This window comes from Pseudoalteromonas sp. 0802, from assembly GCF_013350085.1.
Lineage (GTDB): Bacteria > Pseudomonadota > Gammaproteobacteria > Enterobacterales > Alteromonadaceae > Pseudoalteromonas.
Map to the genome: position 1 here is coordinate 17,897 of NZ_JABVXE010000006.1, position 20,305 is coordinate 38,201.

General features: G+C 41.3%; 16 protein-coding genes. 11 read left to right on the forward strand and 5 right to left on the reverse strand.

What is annotated here, in order from left to right; translation table 11 throughout:
- The 4 genes from HUS61_RS11900 to nadC all read right to left on the reverse strand — a co-directional run bounded on the left by HUS61_RS11900 (position 1) and on the right by nadC (position 4,077).
- Complete coding sequence (locus HUS61_RS11900; protein WP_175082544.1) at positions 1 to 897, reverse strand: A24 family peptidase; 897 nt, start codon at positions 895 to 897, stop codon at positions 1 to 3.
- A gap of 134 nt (positions 898 to 1,031) precedes the next feature.
- Positions 1,032 to 2,258 carry a type II secretion system F family protein gene (locus HUS61_RS11905; RefSeq protein WP_175082545.1) on the reverse strand — a complete coding sequence of 409 codons (1,227 nt, stop codon included), beginning with the start codon at positions 2,256 to 2,258 and terminating at the stop codon, positions 1,032 to 1,034.
- Between the two features lie 66 nt (positions 2,259 to 2,324).
- Positions 2,325 to 2,735 carry a prepilin-type N-terminal cleavage/methylation domain-containing protein gene (locus tag HUS61_RS11910; protein ID WP_175082546.1) on the reverse strand — a complete coding sequence of 137 codons (411 nt, stop codon included), beginning with the start codon at positions 2,733 to 2,735 and terminating at the stop codon, positions 2,325 to 2,327.
- 493 nt (positions 2,736 to 3,228) lie between these two features.
- Entirely contained in the window at positions 3,229 to 4,077 is an 849-nt protein-coding gene (nadC, locus tag HUS61_RS11915; protein WP_175082547.1) for a carboxylating nicotinate-nucleotide diphosphorylase, read from the reverse strand.
- A gap of 187 nt (positions 4,078 to 4,264) precedes the next feature.
- Here nadC and ampD point away from each other — a divergent pair, with 187 nt between their 5' ends.
- The 11 genes from ampD (at position 4,265) to HUS61_RS11970 (ending at position 19,841) form a co-directional block, all read left to right on the forward strand.
- Complete coding sequence (gene ampD / locus HUS61_RS11920; RefSeq protein WP_175082548.1) at positions 4,265 to 4,807, forward strand: 1,6-anhydro-N-acetylmuramyl-L-alanine amidase AmpD; 543 nt, start codon at positions 4,265 to 4,267, stop codon at positions 4,805 to 4,807.
- Positions 4,808 to 4,828: 21 nt separating this feature from the next.
- Complete coding sequence (gene ampE, locus HUS61_RS11925; protein ID WP_175082549.1) at positions 4,829 to 5,680, forward strand: beta-lactamase regulator AmpE; 852 nt, start codon at positions 4,829 to 4,831, stop codon at positions 5,678 to 5,680.
- Positions 5,681 to 6,351: 671 nt separating this feature from the next.
- A complete protein-coding gene (pdhR, locus tag HUS61_RS11930) occupies positions 6,352 to 7,101 on the forward strand; it encodes a pyruvate dehydrogenase complex transcriptional repressor PdhR (protein ID WP_036965924.1) in 750 nt (249 codons plus the stop codon).
- A gap of 85 nt (positions 7,102 to 7,186) precedes the next feature.
- The gene (gene aceE / locus HUS61_RS11935; RefSeq protein ID WP_062566172.1) at positions 7,187 to 9,853 is read left to right on the forward strand and encodes a pyruvate dehydrogenase (acetyl-transferring), homodimeric type; all 2,667 of its coding nucleotides are present in this window, start codon (positions 7,187 to 7,189) and stop codon (positions 9,851 to 9,853) included.
- Positions 9,854 to 9,862: 9 nt separating this feature from the next.
- Positions 9,863 to 11,767 carry a pyruvate dehydrogenase complex dihydrolipoyllysine-residue acetyltransferase gene (gene aceF, locus HUS61_RS11940; protein ID WP_175082550.1) on the forward strand — a complete coding sequence of 635 codons (1,905 nt, stop codon included), beginning with the start codon at positions 9,863 to 9,865 and terminating at the stop codon, positions 11,765 to 11,767.
- Positions 11,768 to 11,955: 188 nt separating this feature from the next.
- Positions 11,956 to 13,380, forward strand: a complete 1,425-nt coding sequence (gene lpdA, locus HUS61_RS11945) for a dihydrolipoyl dehydrogenase (RefSeq protein ID WP_054562783.1) — start codon at positions 11,956 to 11,958, stop codon at positions 13,378 to 13,380.
- 298 nt (positions 13,381 to 13,678) lie between these two features.
- Positions 13,679 to 14,338 carry a tRNA-uridine aminocarboxypropyltransferase gene (locus tag HUS61_RS11950; RefSeq protein ID WP_175082591.1) on the forward strand — a complete coding sequence of 220 codons (660 nt, stop codon included), beginning with the start codon at positions 13,679 to 13,681 and terminating at the stop codon, positions 14,336 to 14,338.
- 785 nt (positions 14,339 to 15,123) lie between these two features.
- Positions 15,124 to 16,128 (forward strand): Fe(3+) ABC transporter substrate-binding protein, encoded by a 1,005-nt coding sequence (locus HUS61_RS11955; protein ID WP_055197654.1) that lies wholly within the window; start codon positions 15,124 to 15,126, stop codon positions 16,126 to 16,128.
- A gap of 77 nt (positions 16,129 to 16,205) precedes the next feature.
- Positions 16,206 to 17,840, forward strand: a complete 1,635-nt coding sequence (locus tag HUS61_RS11960; protein ID WP_175082551.1) for an iron ABC transporter permease — start codon at positions 16,206 to 16,208, stop codon at positions 17,838 to 17,840.
- On the forward strand, positions 17,837 to 18,880 hold the full coding sequence (locus tag HUS61_RS11965; RefSeq protein ID WP_175082552.1) for an ABC transporter ATP-binding protein: 1,044 nt from the start codon (positions 17,837 to 17,839) through the stop codon (positions 18,878 to 18,880). The genes HUS61_RS11960 and HUS61_RS11965 overlap by 4 nt, the downstream gene beginning before the upstream one ends.
- A gap of 61 nt (positions 18,881 to 18,941) precedes the next feature.
- Positions 18,942 to 19,841, forward strand: coding sequence for a Dyp-type peroxidase (locus HUS61_RS11970; protein WP_054562779.1), 900 nt, complete (start codon positions 18,942 to 18,944; stop codon positions 19,839 to 19,841).
- Here the strand turns inward: HUS61_RS11970 and argR are convergent.
- Complete coding sequence (argR, locus tag HUS61_RS11975; protein WP_054551012.1) at positions 19,838 to 20,305, reverse strand: transcriptional regulator ArgR; 468 nt, start codon at positions 20,303 to 20,305, stop codon at positions 19,838 to 19,840. The genes HUS61_RS11970 and argR overlap by 4 nt on opposite strands.

The window sequence follows — 20,305 nt, forward strand, 5'->3', positions numbered from 1 at the left end:
TTAGTAACCTAAATAGTTAAAGTAATAGCTTTGAATTTGCTCACCCCAAAGTAAAGTTAGCCATCCAGCGATGGCAAGGTAGGGCCCAAATGGGATTGGCGTGGTTTTGTCTTTACCTTGAATGATGATTTGCGCAATGCCGATGATGGCACCGACGACACTTGATAGTAGCACGATAGTTAAAATATCTTGCCAGCCAAGTAGCGCACCAAACACGGCTAATAGTTTAAAGTCGCCATAACCCATGCCTTCTTTACCAGTAGCAAGCTTGAATAACCAATAGACACTCCATAAGCTCAGGTAGCCAACTGCTGCGCCGATAATGGCATCGCTCGGTGCAATGGTAATATCCATAGTGGCAGCAATCAGCGCTAACCAAACGAGTGGCAGGGTGAGCTGGTCGGGTAGTAACATATGATCTATATCGATAAAAGTTAATGCAACTAAAAACCAAGTAATCAATATATAAAGAAGAGCAAGCTTTGTCGGGCCAAAAACAGCAGCAACAATTAAACTTAAAACCGCTGTAAGCATTTCAACAATAGGGTAGCGCACAGAAATCGGTGTTTGACAATTTGCACAGCGACCTTTTAGCAATAGCCAACTTAAAACAGGGATATTTTGCCAAGCTTTAACCGGTGCTTTGCATTTAGGGCAGGTCGAATTAGGTTTTACGAGGTTAAATGGCGCTTGTTCTGTTTGCTGTTTTGAATTGAGCTCATCGGCCAATACAATACGGCATTCAGTCTGCCATTCTCTTTTCATCATCAGTGGTAAACGATAAATCACCACATTTAAAAAGCTACCAATACATAAGCTTACTAAGCCCACCGTCAAAAAATAAAACCACTGCTGACTTTGCATCGCAGTGGTTATATCAAGAAAAAAGTTTTCCATTAAAATACCTAACTTCAGGCCATTTCAAGGCCGATATTATTTCGCTGTTTTGAAGCGTTTTTTATTATTTTATAATGCAAGCAATCAACCAGCATTTAGAGTTTTGCTTACAGCTTACAGCTTACAGCTATATTTTAAATCACCGAACCTAATTGGAATATAGGCAGGTACATAGCAACAATTAAACCACCGACAAGCACACCTAAAACCGCCATGATAAGGGGCTCAAGTAAGCTTGATAAACCATCAACGGCATCATCAACTTCTTGTTCATATATCGTTGCTACTTTAGCAAGCATACCATCAAGTGAACCCGACTCTTCACCAATAGCAACCATTTGAACGACCATATCAGGGAAGATTTTAGCGTTTTTCATCGCCCAGTTCATTAAGTTACCTGAACTTACCTCGGCTTTGATTTCTAAAATCGCATAACGATACACCGCATTACCGGAGGCACCTGCAGCAGAATCAAGCGCATCAACTAAGGGGACACCAGCAGCAAAGGTAGTTGAAAGCGTGCGAGCATAACGTGCAACCGCAGCTTTATTCAAAATCATACCAATAACAGGCAGTTTTAATATCGCTCTATCATTTGCATCTCTGAGTTTTTTACTTTTAAGTAGTGCTTCTTTATAAGCGTATCCTGCAGCAACAATAGCAATAAGCATCATCCACCAGTATTCCTGCATAAACTCAGAGACACCAATCACAAACAAAGTAAATGCGGGTAATTCAGCACCAAAGCCATTAAAAATATCTTGGAATTGCGGTACCACAAATATAAGTAGTATAGATGTAACTATTAGAGCAACCACCAACACCGCAATAGGGTAAAACATAGCTTTTTTAATTTTTGATTTTAAAGCCTCTGCTTTTTCTTTATAAAGGGCAACACGGTCGTATATTTTATCAAGAGCACCTGACTGCTCACCTGAGGCAACTAGGTCGCAATAAAGGTCATCAAAATAGCGAGGGTGCTTTCTTAGGCTTTGTGACAATGGCATACCTGATTTAACATCATCGCCAATATTTTCCATTAGCTTAGCGACGCTTTTATTTTTTGCGCCTGAGCCGATCATTTCAATTGATTGGATTAATGGTACACCTGCCATCAGCATTGTAGCTATTTGTCGAGTAATTAGAGCAATATCTTTAGCAGTTATCTTTTGAATTCGCGCACCAAACAAAGGTTTTGCTTTGCGCTTAACTTTAGAAGGGGTTATGCCTTGTTTTCGAAGTTGTGCTTTTACTAGAGCTACGCTCGCTCCAGTTAATTCACCTTCTAGTTTTTTGCCTCTAGAATTTACTCCTTCCCACTCGAATGAATCAAGACTTTGCTCTTCAATTTTCTTTTTCATAAGTAACTTATTTTCGGGAGGAGAAATTACAGGCTGAATGTTCAGCCTGTAATTATTAGTATTAGATTAACAATATAATCCATTTCCACATGTTTCTGTCCAGCTTGTGATTTGATCACCAGCACTTGTGGCACCTACCGGAGTAAGTGTATATGTGTCCGTTGCTACGATACCATTTGTAGCCTTTGGTGTAACTAAAATTTCTCCGTCAGTAACAGAAACTGAGGCCACAACATTAGTTGCAGTAGTAGCTGGTACACCATTTACGCCAGTATCACATTCCTCAAGGTCGTGTGTAAGGATACAAGTTTGTACACCTGCTTTATAAGGTGCAGTGGCGAGAATAACTTCTGAGAAGTATGCTTTTTTTGTATAGTTTTGGTATGCAGGCAGTGCTACTGCAGCAAGAATACCGATGATTGCAACTACAATCATTAATTCAATTAGGGTGAAACCCTGTTGGTTTTGTTGTGTCATTTGTTCCTCTCCTAAAGGATATGATGATTTAGTAAGTTTAGCTGTAACTTCAGCGTTGTAAAACCAGTGCTCAATTTACAGGATAAATCTTACAGTTTTACTTAAAACTACTTTTATTAACCTTTAAATGTTAACAAAGCAGCAAAAACTTTACTTGTTAAGCGTGTATAAATTTACTTTAGCATCAATAAATGTTTTTGGAAGCTATTTTCCTGTTCAGTAAGCAGTTTTTCAGAACTTTCCTACCTTTGTTTGATGTAAAATAAGCTTAGTTACACATATTTGTACTATTTATAGACACCGCATCCTTGCAGGAACTTATTGAATTGATTGCAATCTTGTGTAGGTTCAGGACGTGCGTATACAAAATAGTCAAAAGCGCTAAAAAGATATTGATTTTTTGTTATCTGCTCAGGCTTTTTACGTATTTAATGCTTTTTTTATTTTCTTGTCAACGAATTAGGTAAAACATTAAATACGTATAAGAGAAATTTTAGCCGTTAAATCTCATTGAAAGATCGATTGATTGTAAATTTTTTGTAAGTGCGCCACTTGAAATAAAGTCAACACCGGCCTGTGAATAAGCTTTTAAAGTTTCAAGTGTCATGTTGCCAGATACCTCAAGCTTTGCTCGCTTGTCTGTTAGCACAACTGCTTGTTGAATTTGCTCTACAGTAAAGTTATCAAGCATGATGATGTCAGCTCCCGCAGTGATCGCTTGTTCAAGCTCAGCAAGTGATTCTACTTCTACTTCAACTGGTTTAGTTGGGTGGTTTAATTTAGCTTGAGCGACTGCTTTATCAATACCACCACAGGCAGCAATGTGGTTTTCTTTAATTAGGAACGCATCAAAAAGGCCTATACGATGATTCGCACCACCACCACATTTTACAGCGTATTTTTGTAGCGCACGTAAACCTGGAATTGTTTTACGCGTGTCGAGTAGTTGCGTAGTCGTGCCCTCAAGCTCTTTTACATAATGAGCAGTTGTTGTTGCTGTACCTGATAGTGTTTGTACAAAGTTAAGGGCAGTGCGCTCTGCAGTTAAAATAGCACGCGCTGAGCCAGATGCTGTAAAAAGTGTGCTATTTGCGGCTACTTTGTCGCCGTCATTTACGAGTACGTCAACTTCAACAGAAGGGTCAACTTGCTTAAATACTTCTAAAATAATGTCTTTACCACAAAATACACAGTCTTCACGAGTAATTACTTTAGCATTGGCTAGCTCGTTTTCTGGAATTAGTTGCGCGGTAATATCACCGTCATTTGCGCTTTGGTAATCTAAATCTTCATCAAGGGCGAGTTTTACCAGTTGGCTAATTAAAGTGTGAGGGACTGACATGTCGAAAGCTCATTGTTTATTAATAAATTGGCGAAATTTTACTATGTTTACCCCCTTAATAGAAGACAAAGATTGGCCACAGTAAAGTATCCTTACTCTTACTTTAAGTGATTGAATCAAAGCAACTAGACCCTGAGATTTTAACCCTTTACACTATTTAACTTTATTGTCATCGTTAGTTTTTAATATGCATATAAATGAATTGGGCCAATTAAACAATGTGTTACAAAGGCCATGTACACATTACGATGAGCGCCCTGAGGGCGAGGTGTCATTACTTGTTATTCATAATATTTCATTGCCAGCAGGGCAGTTCGCTACGCCTTATGTTGATGATTTATTTATGGGGGCAATTGATTGTACGGCACACGAAAGCTTTGCAGATTTAAAAGGTTTAAGAGTGTCTGCGCATTGCTTTATTCGTCGTACCGGTGAAATTATTCAGTACGTGCCTTTTGAAAAACGAGCTTGGCATGCTGGTATCTCAACGTTTGAAGGTAGAGAGCGCTGTAATGATTTTAGTGTGGGCATTGAGCTTGAAGGTACAGATACGCAAGCGTATACCCAAGCCCAGTATAATGCATTACACTTAGTGACTAAGGCGTTGATTGCAAAGTACCCTGAGATAAACCGTTCGCGCATTGTTGGCCATTGTGATATTGCACCGGGCAGAAAAACTGACCCTGGTGCGAGTTTTGATTGGCAATACTATTTTGATTTAGTGTTTTAGTTAAAGGATATAGGTAAAAGCATGATCTTAATTTCAATAATTATTGCTTTGGTAATTGAGCGTTTAGGGGCTCGTGCTGATTATTGGCAAATCGATTTTTATGCCAATACCTATCTAAAGCATTCGCAAAAACAACTCTCAGAAAAAGGCTTATTTAATTCACCAATTGGTTTTTTGATTTGGTTAATGCTGCCTGTCGTTGCCGCAGGTTTAGTTTATCAACTCTCTGATTTTATTATTTGGCAACTAGCTGTGAATGTTGCTGTTCTGCTGGTTTGTTTTGGCTGTGCTAAGCAACGTGCTCTATATAAGTCTTACTTAAATGCGTTAACCCGCAACGATCAAGAAGCGGCTACCTTATTTGCATTACAGATGGGTCAAAAGAAGACAGAAGATGATCCTCAAGGTGAAACTTTTGGCCAAACTTTAGCTTGGTTAAATTTTCGCTTTTATTGTGCAGTTATTTTTTGGTTTGTGGTTTTAGGTTTACCTGGCGCGGTTCTTTATGCGCTAGTTCGTACTTTTGCTGACAAAGTAAGGGATGATCACAGTGTTGCCTATGCTAAGCGCTTCAAACTGATCCATAGCTTACTGTTTTGGCTCGATTGGTTACCAGCACGGGTTGCAAGCTTTGGTTATTTAGTGATTGGTAACTTTAATAAAGGTACCGGTTGTTGGCTGAAGTATGTGCTCGACTTTTCAGTGAGCAACCGCAAAGTAGTTACGCAAACCGCACTTGCCGCTGAGCAAATTGAGCAGCAACATTTTGGCTGTACTTATGAAGCCACTTGCATGATGAAGCTTGTAAAAAGAAATGTATTGTTCTTTTTAGTGATCATAGCAGCATTAACCCTGTTTGGTGGTTTGGCGTAGTGTGTAAAGTTAGCGAGTTGAAAGAGTAAAGTTAGCAAGTTTCAAGAGTAAAGTTAGCAAGTTACGAGAGTAAAGTTAGCAAGTTACAAGAGTAAAGTTAGCAAGTTACAAGAGTAAGGCTTGTTGTATAACTTTATTCATTAATCGCTCTACTAATGCACTTCGATTGAGTTTTAATTTTTCAGCACTGAAGTGCATCCTACTTCGAATATTTTTCAGCATTCAATTCAACTAACATCTAAAATCTGATCTCTAAAAGCTTTTGTCGCGGGGTAAACCCGCTGCTACAAAGCTACTCAATTCAACTAACATCTAAAACCTGACCTCTAAAAGCTTTTGTCGCGGGGGGAAACCCGTTGCTACAAAGCTACTCAATTCATCTAACATCTTAAATCTGGCCTCTAGTAGCTTTATCTATTAATCTGGTCTGACCATTTATTTTTTATTGTTTTTTCCTTCAGAAAAAGCCACTTTAATCCATACTGTTTAATCTTTAGACGAATTACGTTAGGGTGTAACTAGGCGCTGAACGTAGTGAAATTGACAGAAATACGGGTTTTTGATAACGTATGCGACAAATTTGGTATGACCAATTTACCTTTTTGGTCAAAGCACAAGGCTAAATACCCGATATTTATGGGGTTAGCGCATAACAATGCGGACGTTAATAAATGTCTTTAAAGATTAAAGCAGCAAAATTATCTGATGTAATTTTACAACAACTTGAGAATATGATTCTTGAGGGGTCGTTAGCGCCAGGCGAAAAGCTGCCTCCTGAACGTGAATTAGCGAAACAATTTGAAGTATCGCGACCTTCACTGCGTGAGGCGATTCAAAAGCTAGAAGCTAAGGGGTTAGTAACGCGTCGCCAAGGTGGCGGAACGTTCGTAAAAAATCAGCTTGAAGAGGGGCTCACTGATCCGCTTTTTGATTTGATTAGTAAGCATCCAGAGTCACAATTTGATTTACTCGAATTTCGTCATGCCCTTGAAGGAATTGCAGCATATTATGCAGCTATGCGCGGCACAACGAATGACTTCAAAAAAGTAAAACAAAGCTTTGACAACATTGCGCTCGTTAATGACGACATTGTGCAAAAAGCAAAAGCAATTAATGCATTTCATTTTAGTGTGGCAGAAGCGTCTCATAACGTTGTACTGCTACATTTAGTACGTGGTATGCAGGCCTTGCTAGAGCAAAATGTATTACAGAATTTAACTGTACTGTTAAAAAAACCACAGATCAGCCAGCAGCTCGCAGAACATAGACGACTGTTGATGGATGCGGTTATTGAAGGAAACCCTGAGCAAGCACGTCTTGCTAGTAATGCTCACTTAGCCTTTATCGAAGAAGCCTTACTTGAGGCTGGCAAAGAGCATTCGCGGATTGAACGTAGTTTAAGACGCACCAAACAACATTAAGCAAGTGATTAGCTAAGTTTAGTTAACTACTTAATTTTAAGATTTATTAAAATAATTAGTATTTTAAACATAAGGAAACCTCCATATGTCTGAAGTCAATAAAATTGACGTAGACGCGCTAGAAACACAAGAGTGGTTACAAGCCCTTGAGTCTGTTGTGCGTGAAGAAGGTGTTGAACGTGCTCAATTCTTACTTGAGCAAGTGTTAGAGCAAGCCCGTTTAGACGGTGTTGATATGCCTACTGGCACAACCACTAACTACGTTAATACCATTCCGGTAGATCAAGAACCTGCTTACCCAGGTGACGTAAACATTGAACGTCGTATTCGTTCAATCATTCGTTGGAATGCGATCATGATCGTATTACGCGCGTCGAAAAAAGATCTAGACTTAGGCGGCCATATGGCGTCTTACCAGTCTTCAGCTGCATTCTATGAAGTATGTTTTAACCACTTCTTCAAAGCACCAAACGATGTTGATGGCGGTGATTTAGTTTATTACCAAGGTCACATTTCTCCAGGTATCTATGCACGTGCATTTGTTGAAGGTCGTTTAACAGCTGAGCAGCTTGATAACTTCCGTCAAGAAGTTGATGGTAAAGGTCTTCCTTCATACCCACACCCTAAGTTAATGCCTGAATTCTGGCAGTTCCCTACGGTATCTATGGGTCTTGGTCCAATTGCTTCAATCTACCAAGCTCGTTTCTTAAAATACCTAGACGGTCGTGGCTTAAAAGACACTAAAAACCAACGTGTATACGCTTTCTTAGGCGATGGTGAGATGGATGAGCCAGAATCACGTGGTGCAATCTCATTCGCTGCGCGTGAGAAGCTAGATAACCTATGTTACCTAATCAACTGTAACTTACAGCGTTTAGATGGCCCAGTAATGGGTAACGGTAAGATCATTCAAGAGCTTGAAGGTCTATTCAAAGGTGCAGGCTGGAACGTGATTAAAGTTGTATGGGGTAGTGGTTGGGATATCCTACTTGCTAAAGATACATCAGGTAAATTACTGCAGTTAATGAACGAAACTATTGACGGTGATTACCAAACATATAAAGCAAAAGACGGTGCATATGTTCGTGAGCACTTCTTCGGTCGTTACCCAGAAACAGCAGCACTTGTTGCTGATATGACTGATGAAGAAATCTTCGCACTTAAGCGTGGTGGTCATGAGCCATCAAAACTTTACGCTGCATTCAAAAAAGCGGAAGAAACCAAAGACCGTCCAACTGTGATCCTAGCTAAAACTGTAAAAGGTTACGGCATGGGTGAAGCGGCTGAAGGTAAAAACATCGCACACCAAGTTAAGAAAATGGACATGACCCACGTTGAGCACTTACGTTCACGTTTAGGTCTACAAGATTTAGTTTCTGATGAAGAAATTAAAGACTTACCATATCTTACTCTTGAAGAAGGCTCTGAAGAGTACAAGTATCTTCACGCACGTCGTGAAGCGCTACAAGGTTACACACCTAAGCGTATTCCTAAGTTTTCTGAAAGCTTAACATTGCCAGAAGTTGACGCGTTCAAGCCACTACTTGAAGAGCAAAAACGTGACATCTCTACAACAATGGGCTTTGTACGTGCACTTAACGTATTACTAAAAGACAAAGGCATTGGTAAAAACATCGTTCCTATCATCGCTGATGAAGCGCGTACATTTGGTATGGAAGGTTTATTCCGTCAAATCGGTATTTATAACCCGCATGGCCAAAACTACACGCCACAAGACCGTGACATCGTTTCTTACTATAAAGAAGCAACATCAGGTCAGGTACTACAAGAAGGTATCAACGAGTTAGGTGCAATGTCATCATGGGTTGCTGCTGCAACATCATACAGCACTAACGATTTACCAATGATCCCATTCTACATCTACTACTCAATGTTTGGTTTCCAACGTGTAGGTGATATGGCGTGGATGGCCGGTGACCAACAAGCACGTGGTTTCTTACTAGGTGCTACGGCAGGTCGTACTACACTAAACGGTGAAGGTTTACAGCACGAAGATGGTCACAGCCACATTCTTGCTAACACGGTTCCTAACTGTATTTCTTATGATCCGACATTTGCATACGAAGTAGCGGTAATCATGCAAGACGGTATCCGTCGCATGTACGGTGAAGACCAAGAAAACGTGTTCTATTACCTAACGCTAATGAACGAAAACTACCATCAACCAGCAATGCCAGAAGGCGCTGAAGAAGGTATTCGTAAAGGTATCTACAAGCTTGAAACTGTGGCTGGCGATAAAGCGAAAGTACAGTTACTAGGTTCAGGTACTATTATGATTGAAGTGCGTAAAGCGGCACAAATCCTGAGCGAAGAGTATGGTATTGGTTCAGATGTATTCTCTGTAACATCATTCAACGAGTTAACTCGTGACGGTCAAGACGCTGAGCGTTTCAACATGCTTAACCCTGAAGCAGAGCAAAAAACTGCTTACATCACGAACGCATTAACAGATGCCGTGACTGTTGCAGCAACAGACTACATGAAGAACTACGCAGAACAAGTTCGTTCATTCGTACCAAGCAGTAACTACAAAGTGTTAGGTACTGATGGTTACGGTCGTTCTGATAGCCGTGAAAACTTACGTCGTCACTTCGAAGTGAATGCTGGTTATGTTGTGGTTGCAACACTATCTGAGCTTGCTAAACGTGGTGAAGTTGAGAAGTCAGTAGTTGTTGAAGCAATCAAGAAATTCGACATCGACACAAACAAAGTTAACCCGCTATACGCATAAGAGGTTCCAATGAGTATTGAAATTAATGTACCAGATATCGGTGGCGATGAAGTTGAAGTAACCGAAATCCTTGTTAGCGTTGGTGATAAGGTTGAGGTTGACCAATCGTTATTAACGGTTGAAGGCGACAAAGCATCAATGGAAGTACCTGCTGCACAAGCAGGTACGGTTAAAGAAATTAAAGTAGCTGAAGGTGATACGGTAACGACGGGTTCACTTATCATGATCTTCGAAGGTGAAGAACAAGCTGCGGCTCCTGCTGAGGTTAAAGAAGAAGCGCCAGCTCCAGCAGCTGCGCCTGCAGCTTCTGCTGTGCAGGAAGTAACTGTGCCAGATATCGGCGATGATGAAGTTGAAGTAACTGAAATCATGGTTGCGGTAGGTGACACGGTTGAAGAAGAGCAATCTTTATTAAGCGTTGAAGGCGATAAAGCATCAATGGAAGTACCTGCTCCAATGGCGGGTACGGTTAAAGAGATCAAAATCGCGACTGGCGATAAAGTGAAAACTGGCTCTTTAATCTTCGTTTTTGAAACAGCTTCAAGCGGTTCAGAAGCGCCAGCTGCAGAATCAGCACCAGCTGAAGCAGCGCCGGCAGCAGCGGCATCAAGCACTAAAGAAGTAAACGTGCCTGATATCGGTGGTGATGAAGTTGAAGTAACCGAAGTGATGGTTGCTGTTGGCGATAAGGTTGAAGAAGATCAATCAATCTTAAACGTTGAAGGCGATAAAGCATCAATGGAGGTACCAGCACCATTTGCCGGTACTGTTAAAGAAATCAAAGTAGCAGCTGGGGATAAAGTATCAACTGGCTCACTTATCTTTGTATTTGAAGTAGCGGGTAGTGCACCAGCTGCAGCTGCAGCGGCACCTGCTCCTGCAAAAGCTGAAGCAGCGCCTGCACCTGCAGCAAAAGCGCCTGCGGCTGAAAAGCCTGCATCAGCACCTGCAAGCAACGAAGGTTTTGCAGATAACAAAGCGTATGCACATGCATCGCCTGTTGTTCGTCGTTTAGCGCGTGAGTTTGGTATTAACCTAGCAAACGTAAAAGGCACGGGTCGTAAGAATCGTGTTGTGAAAGAAGACGTACAAAACTACGTGAAAGATCTTGTGAAGAAAGTTGAGTCAGGTCAGCTATCTGCAGGTAAAGGTAATGCCGGTGGCGGTGAGTTAGGTCTTATCCCTTGGCCTAAGGTTGATTTTGCTAAGTTTGGTGAAATCGAAGAGAAGAAACTTTCTCGTATCCAGAAGCTATCAGGTGCTAACTTACATCGTAACTGGGTGCAAATCCCGCATGTTACACAGTTTGACGAAGCTGATATCACAAGCCTTGAAGCATTCCGTAAAGAGCAAAATGCCCTTGCTGAGAAGAAAAAGCTGGGTGTTAAAATCACACCACTTGTATTTGTGATGAAAGCAGCTGCGAAAGCATTGGCTGAATTCCCAACGTTTAACTCTTCACTGTCTGAAGACGGCGAAAGCTTAATCTTGAAGAAATACATCAATATCGGTGTTGCAGTTGATACGCCAAATGGTCTAGTTGTTCCAGTGTTCAAAGATGTTGATAAGAAAGGCATCATTGAACTTTCTCGTGAGTTAATGGATATTTCGAAGAAAGCACGTGACGGCAAGCTAACTTCATCTGATATGCAAGGCGGTTGTTTTACAATCTCAAGCCTTGGAGGTATCGGTGGTACAGCGTTCACGCCAATTGTGAATGCGCCAGAAGTTGCTATCTTGGGTGTATCTAAGTCAGAAATGAAACCTAAGTGGAATGGCAAAGAGTTTGAACCTAAATTAATGGTTCCATTATCAATGTCATACGACCATAGGGTTATTGACGGTGCACTAGCAGCACGCTTTACTGTGACGCTAGCAAGCTACATGAGCGATATTCGTCAACTAGTGATGTAATCGTCTCGTAAATTATAAGAATCAAATCCCAGCAAGTTGTTTTTTGCTGGGATTTTTACCATTGGCAATGATACAATCTTTGCCATAGAACAATCTTGGTATAGATATCTGCTCTCCCTTTCTGCCTTGCAGAAACATGGCAGTTAAACTTAGGGGCAGTGTCCCGTTCAAACATTTAAGGTAATAGCATGAGCAACGAATTAAAAACTCAAGTTGTTGTACTAGGCGGTGGTCCTGGTGGTTATTCTGCGGCTTTCCGTGCTGCTGACTTGGGCTTAGAAGTTACACTGGTAGAATCTCGCAACACATTAGGCGGTGTATGTCTAAATGTGGGTTGTATTCCTTCAAAAGCACTTTTACACGTAGCTAAAGTGATTGATGACGCAGCTGAAATGTCATCTCACGGCGTTACTTTTGGCAAGCCTGAAATCGACCTAGACAAAATCCGTGATTGGAAAGAGTCTGTAATCGGTCAACTAACTGGCGGCCTAGACGGCATGGCTAAAATGCGTAAAGTGAAAGTAGTTAGCGGCTACGGTAAATTCACTGGCAGCAACACACTTGCTGTTGAAGGTGAAGACGGTACAACAACAATCACTTTTGACAATGCTATTATTGCAGCGGGTTCTCAACCTGTTAACTTACCTTTCATCCCTGAAGATGACCGTGTAATTGACTCAACTGGTGCGCTAGAGCTTAAAGACGTTCCTGAGAAACTACTAGTTTTAGGTGGTGGTATCATTGGTCTTGAAATGGGTACTGTATACCGTGCACTAGGTTCTGAAATCGACGTAGTTGAGTTTGCTGATCAATTAGTACCAGCAGCTGATAAAGACGTTATCAAGATCTACCAAAAATACGTTAAGAACAAGTTCAACGTAATGCTTTCTACTAAAGTTGTTGGCGTTGAAGCGAAAGAAGACGGTCTATACGTTTCATTCGAAGGTAAAAACGCACCAGCTGACGCAGTACGTTACGACAAAGTACTTGTTGCTGTTGGTCGTACACCTAACGGTAAATTACTTGACGCTGATAAAGCAGGCGTTAACGTTGATGAGCGTGGTTTCATCAATGTTGATAAGCAACTTAAAACAAACGTTGATCACATCTTCGCTATCGGTGATATCGTTGGTCAACCAATGCTTGCGCACAAAGCGGTTCACGAAGCTCACGTTGCTGCAGAAGTTATCTCTGGTCAGAAACACTTCTTCGATCCTAAGTGCATTCCTTCAATCGCATACACAGATCCAGAAATCGCATGGGTTGGTGTAACTGAGAAAGAAGCTAAAGAGCAAGGTTTAAGCATCGAAACTGCTGTATTCCCTTGGGCTGCTTCTGGTCGTGCAATCGCTTCAGCACGTACTGAAGGTCAAACTAAGCTAATCTTCGATAAAGACTCAGGTCGTGTTATCGGTGGTGCTATGGTTGGTATCAACGCAGGTGAAATGCTTGGTGAAATCGGCTTAGCTGTTGAAATGGGCGCAGACGGTGAAGACCTAGCGTTAACTATTCACGCTCACCCAACGTTAAACGAATCAATCGGTCTAGCTGCTGAAATCTTCGAAGGTTCAATCACTGACCTTCCAAACAAAAAAGCAGTTAAAAAGAAGTAAGTTCTTTTGACTAATCGTTTTAAAAACCCAGCTCCGGCTGGGTTTTTTGTTTTCTTAGAGGTTAGATATCAGATGTCAGTCGTTAGTTGATCGAGAGAGTTGTTTTATTTTTTGTAATTGAATAAAAGCTTGTTATACATGAAATGAATTATACTTGTTTAACCACTAACCACTAACCACTAACCACTAACCACTAACCACTTAGATCAATATCTATTCCCCATATTTTTAGCTACAATACGCGCCGTTTAATTATCTGGTAAATACAGTGGCTACTATCTCAAATAATTCAGTGTTAATGCTTCGTGCTCAGCAAATGACTGAGTCTCGTCGTGAATTTAAAGCGCGAGGAGCAAAGCTAACGCGTTGTGAGCGTTGTTTATTAGCCGAACACTATTGTATTTGTGAAGGCGTTGAGCAGGCTCAGTGTGATGCCGCGGTCTGTTTACTTATGTACCATAATGAGAGTTTTAAGCCGTCAAATACTGGTCGTTTAATTGCTGAAATTGTGCCAGATAACCATGCCTTTAAGTGGGATAGAACAAATCCGGATGAAGCCTTATTAAGCTTGTTGGCAAATCCTCAGTATCAGCCAATGGTTATTTTTCCTGCCAGCGATGTTGACGACGAAGAGCGCGTAATCACCGAAGTAACTCCTGTTGAAGGTAAGCGTCCTTTGTTTATCTTTTTAGATGGGACTTGGCGCGAAGCAAAGAAAATGATCCGTAAAAGCCCTTATCTAGATAATTTTCCTGTGCTTTCAATTACGCCTGAAAAGCTATCTGATTATCGATTACGTGTTGCTCCGCATGAGCATCAGTTAGGCACCGCTGAAGTAGCCATTATGGTACTTGCCCTTGCGGGTGAAGACGATGCTACACAAAAGCTTGAGCAACATTTTATTAAGTTTAGAGATGCTTATCTGCTAGGTAAGCGTAATAAGGGACGACCGGAGTAATAATTTATTGTAGGCAAAAGAAAAGCGCGTACTATCTCTAGTCGCGCTTGCGGAATCTTCTTAATTTTTTGCATCCTGCAATTGAATCTAATCAACTCCCTAAACTTTGCCAATCCATGCGATTACACTTTACTTATTGGTTCTGTGTAATATAAGGCAATCCCGCCTTGTTTCCTTGTTAGTCCTTTACATCCTTGCTGGTAAATACTTTACCACTCCCTTACGTGCCATCCTGACACTATCCCTTTGTTTGCAAATCCGTTGCGATGCCCTAACGGCCTGTCCTTTATTCCACTTTTTGAACTTCCTGTATAACAACGTCCTGTTGTTATGCCATTCCACATCATCCTGATGTTGTCCGTAGGTTGTCACTCCATTGCGTTACTCTTCCTGAGCCTGTCCTTGATTCCTTATTCTCCTAATGAACCTTATTCCGCGGTTTTATGAGTAATGCTTCCTTATCCATCTACTCATTAAGCTTCTTGCTTAGTTGATGTATGTAATTATAGAGAAATGGGCAAAGCTGAGTAGGTCAAAATCTTACTTAATCTGCTGGTTATTTTATTGTCATTTAAAGTATGTTGTTATATTTCAAGTGTTTACCTTGTTTTGTGCAGTGTTTGCTGGTGGTTTTTACTCAATAACTGCCATGTGGGTGAGATATGTCTTACATGCAAATTCCTAAATGGCAGTTAGGTTGATTGAAATATAAGTTTAAACGGGTGCACTTTGCCCTAACTCTAGGTAAAATATTTTGATAATTGTTACTATTTAGGTGCTATAAAATGAAGAAAACAGCCTTAGTATTACTTAGCGCATTATTAAGCGCGCCTACATTTGCTGCAGATGTAGTAAATATTTACTCGTTTCGTCAACCATTCTTAATTCAGCCTATTTTGGATGATTTCACTAAGCAAACAGGTATTAAAACTAACGTGGTTTTTGCCAAAAAAGGGTTAATTGAACGTGTAAAGCGTGAAGGTAAGCACAGTAAGGCTGATTTAGTATTAACCTCTAATTTTAGTGCGCTGATTCAATTAGAGGACTTAGGCTTAACGCAATCAATTAATAGTGATGTGGTTAATGCGAATGTGCCAAGCACTTTTCGCGATGCCGACGGTCAATGGATAGCACTTACTAAACGTGTACGTAATGTTTACTCTGCAAAAGAGCGTGTTGGTGCACTTGCTGAATTAACTTACGAGGATTTAGCCGATCCAAAATACAAAGGTAAGATCTGCACTCGATCTGGTAAACACCCTTACAATTTAGGTTTAGTTGCTTCTATGGTTGCTCACCATGGCGAAGCAAAAACTAAGCAATGGCTTGAGGGCGTAAAAGCCAATTTAGCACGTAAGCCGCAAGGTAATGACAGAGCGCAAGTCAAAGCCGTAAAAGAAGGTTTATGCGATCTGGCGTTAGGCAACAGCTATTATTTTGGCAAAATGATGCAAGATGAGCAGCAAAAATCATGGGCTGAAGCGGTTTATATTAACTTCCCTAACCAAACAAACCGTGGTTCTCATATCAATGTATCGGGCGTTGTTATGACCCGTTATGCTAAAAACCCTGAAAATGCCTTGAAACTGGTTGAGTATATGACCGACAATAAGGCGCAAAATATGTATGCTTCAGTTAATATGGAATACCCTGTAAAGCAAGGGGTTGCATTATCTGAGATGGTTGCATCATGGGGTGAGTTTAAAGAAGATAGTCTTCCTCTTGATGAGATCAGCAAATATCGCCCTGTGGCACTGAAGCTGATTGACGAAGTAAAGTTTGATTTATAACGAGGATATTTCTCGTAACACATTTTTATAAAAGCTGTTTTTTAACAGCTTTTATTTTATCTGGTATTAATCCACTTATGCATGTGAAGTTTTCGCTGTCGCGTTGGCAGCTTATAGCCTGGCTTATTGGCCTGTTGCTTGTTACGCCATTAGGCTTTTTGTTATTTGAGTCTCTGCAAGGGGATTCAGATGTATTTCAGCACCTTTTCGATACCGTGCTGTGGGATTATACCCGTAATACACTCATGCTCATTGCAGGGGTAGGGCTGTTAAGCTGTATAATTGCATTGCCGCTAGCTTGGTTAACTGCATATTGCGAGTTTCCTGGGCGAAAGCAATTTGAATGGGCGTTAATGCTGCCATTAGCAATGCCAACTTATCTCATCGCCTATGTGTATACCGACTTGCTTGATTACGCAGGGCCAGTACAAATCGCCCTTCGAGACTGGTTTGGCTGGCAATCACCAGACGATTACTGGTTTTTTGATATTCGTACATTAGCTGGGGCTATTATTATGATTGCCTTGGTACTCTATCCTTACTTATTCCTTATTTTTAAAACGGCACTCAGAGAGCAGTCTTTTAAACTAGTACAAGCTAGTCAGCTGATGGGGTTATCGCCATTACAGAGTTTTTTGCGCGTTAGCCTACCTCTTGGTCGTGGGGCGATTGTTGCAGGGGTTACATTAATCAGTATGGAAGCTATGGCTGATTTTGCCACTGTTAATTACTTTGCTGTGAGCACACTAACGACCGCTGTTTACGATACATGGCTTGGCTATTACTCATTAACGGCAGCGGCGAAAATTTCAGGCATTATGTTACTGATTTTGTTTTTAACCATCATGGTTGAACGCTTTAGTCGTCGTAATCAAGCTGTGTATGAGCGTCAGTCAAGCGTTAACAGTGCAACCTTGTATCGCTTAAAAGGTAGTGCCGCATGGGCTGCAAGCTTGGCTTGTACCGTTGTGCTAGTACTGGCTTTTATTTTGCCGGTTGGGGTGTTAGTTAAATACGCTATTGTCTATGCAGATGAAGCATGGAATGGGGCATTCTTTAATTACGCTTGGCAAAGCTTTAAAGTGGCTGTTGTGGTGAGTATTGCAACTATTCTGTTGAGCTTATTGGTATTGTTTTATCAACGTATTGCGAAACAAGCTTACCCTTTGATCCCAGGGCGTTTAGCAAGTACTGGCTACGCCTTACCTGGTACTGTGTTAGCCATTGCCGTATTGCTACCATTAACTCAGTTAGATGATGCATTAAATAATTGGCTTGAACCTTTTGGTTTATCACCAGGATTACTTTTGAGCGGCACTTTATTTGCGATGATTTTTGCTTATGTTGTACGTTTTTATGCGATTGCGCATGGCGCGCTTGAAAGCAGTTTTTTACGTATTAGCCCATCGCTAGATATGGCCAGCCAATCAATGGGAAAAGGGCCCTTACAAACCTTATGGCGAGTACATTTACCACTGTTAAAGCGCGGTATTCTAACAGCTGGCTTGTTAGTGTTTATTGAGTGCATGAAAGAGTTACCAGCAGCTCTATTACTCAGACCTTTTAATTTTGAAACCCTGGCAACTCATGTTTTTCAATATGTTAGTGATGAGCAATTGGAGCTTGCGTCAATTTCAGCCTTGTTTATCGTGTTAGTTGGGTTAATCCCTTTGTATTTCGTTAATCGTTCGATGGAGCAAAATCACTCATGAGTCATTTGATAATTAAAGACTTAGCTTATCAGTACAATGCGACTCAGGTGTTGAGTGAACTAAACCTCAATGTTGAACAAGATGAAATCGTCTGTTTGCTTGGCGCAAGTGGCTGCGGCAAAACTACCACCCTAAAGGCAATTGCCGGAATTTTACAGCCTGAGCAAGGCTATATGAGTATTGATTCAAAAGTGGTCAACGATAGTGGGCTGTTTGTTGCACCGGAAAAACGTAATATTGGCATGATGTTCCAAGACTATGCGTTGTTTCCTCATTTAACGGTAAGCGACAACATTGCGTTTGGCCTAAGCAACATGAGTAAAGCGCAAAAGCGAGAGCGTGTCGATGAAATGCTTAGCCTTGTTAAACTCGATGGTTGTGCAAAGCGATATCCGCATCAACTTTCTGGTGGACAGCAGCAACGAGTGGCAATAGCCCGTGCACTTGCTTACAAACCAAGTTTATTATTACTTGATGAGCCATTTTCGAATATTGATACACAAGTGCGTTTTGAGCTTATTGCCGATATACGTCGCATTATTAAAGCTCAGCAGGTTTCTGCGGTATTTGTTACCCACTCGAAGGAAGAAGCTTTCGCATTTGCCGACACGCTTGCGGTTATGCATGGCGGAAAAATCGCCCAACAGGGCTCTCCGGAGCAGTTATTTAGTCAACCTAACTCAAAGGTGGTTGCAGAGTTTCTTGGTACGGGCATATACTTAACGGCAAAAGTATTAACGCCAACTGAATATGAGACGGCGTTTGGTGTGGTTCACTCATTGACGGCAAGCAATACTAATTGTCAGCAAGGTCAAGTGTATATAAGACCGCATCATATTCAGTTGTGTGAAGCTGCGCACAGTGACGCAAACAGTTTAACTATCTTGCACAGGCGTTTTATCGGTACGCGTTATGTATATCGTATCAATATTGCAGGGCAAGAGTGTGAAGTTGCTGCAGAGCAAGACCGCGTGTTAGCTGTTGAGCAGCCTGTAAAAATAAAAATAATGCCGCACACAGTCAATTTTTTTCATGATTAGTAATAAATAACAATCTTGAATCCTTGGCTTTGTGCAAATAACGAGAAGCTAAGGATTCACTATGGCGCAAGCGCAATCTGGGATTTGTGCTGAAGCAAACTTACATGGTTTGCACCTGTTTTTTAATGTTTACGATGGCCATGATGAGTCATTACGTAAAAAACTAAAACGCGTTAGCGTCATTCAAGATGAGTTTGCTGATCAGTTCTCAGAAGCCATGCTATCGTGTGTGGTTGCCCTTGGTGCTCAGTATTGGCCGCATATTCTGCCCGAGTTTATCCCTAGCCAATTGCAAAGCTTTCCGAATGTGACTCATAGTGAGCATGTGATTAGTGCGCAGCCATTTGACTTGTTTGTGCAAATTCGCTCAGACCGCGAAGATGTAAATCATCTATTTGCTCTGCAAATTCTAAAATTATTAACACCGGATGTTGAGCTGGTGGAGCAGGTCCGTAATTTTCGGTTTTTAGATGGACGTGATTTTAACGGCTTCATTTATGCAGGCGATACACCTCATGGCCGTCAAAAACGTAGTACAGCACTTATCGACAAACCGGGGCACTTTGAAGATCAAGGCAGCTATATTCATGTTCAGCGCTTTGTGCATGATTTGAGTGTCTGGCAGCATTTATCGCTGTCTGAGCAAGAGCAAATCATGGGGCGCACGCGTCTAGATAATACCTTGATTGTGCCTGCTGTAGAAACCAGTCATGCGGTTCGTAGTGAATTAAAAGATGAGCATGGCCAGCCACTTTTGCTAAACCAAAGCATGCCATTTGGTGATGTGCATAAGCAGGGGATTTTAATGGTTTCGTGTGCTGCGCAAGGGGATGCGTTTGAGCAGGTATTAAAGAGTCGTTTGGGGCAGGGCGATTGCTATGATCATTGGCTCGATTTTACTCAAGCCGATATGGGATCTGCGTTTTTCGCCCCGTCAGTAAACTTCTTAAAGCAACTTTAAACGGTATCAAATAAAGTGCGCACGCGATCGAGCGTCACATCGATTTCAGAAATCTTCGCAGGGGCGATAAAAATAGTGTCGTCGCCTGCAATGGTACCGAGTACACCATCCGCCTTACCGAGTGAATCAAGTAAACGAGCAATTAATTGTGCTGCGCCTGGACTGGTGCGAATAATAATCATCATTTCGTTATGCATAATATCAATAACAAGCTGACGCAGTGGGCTTTTCGCTGTTGGCACACCCATTTCAGCCGGTAAGCAATAGACCATTTCTTGTTTTGCATTACGAGTACGTACTGCACCGAACTTGCTTAACATGCGAGAGACTTTACTTTGACTAATATTATCAAAGCCTTGTTCTTTTAATGCTTCGACAATCTCACCTTGTGAGCCGAAGTTTTCTTCTTTTAATAGCGCTTTAAACGCTTTGATCAGTGCTTCTTGTTTGTCTTGTGGTTGCAT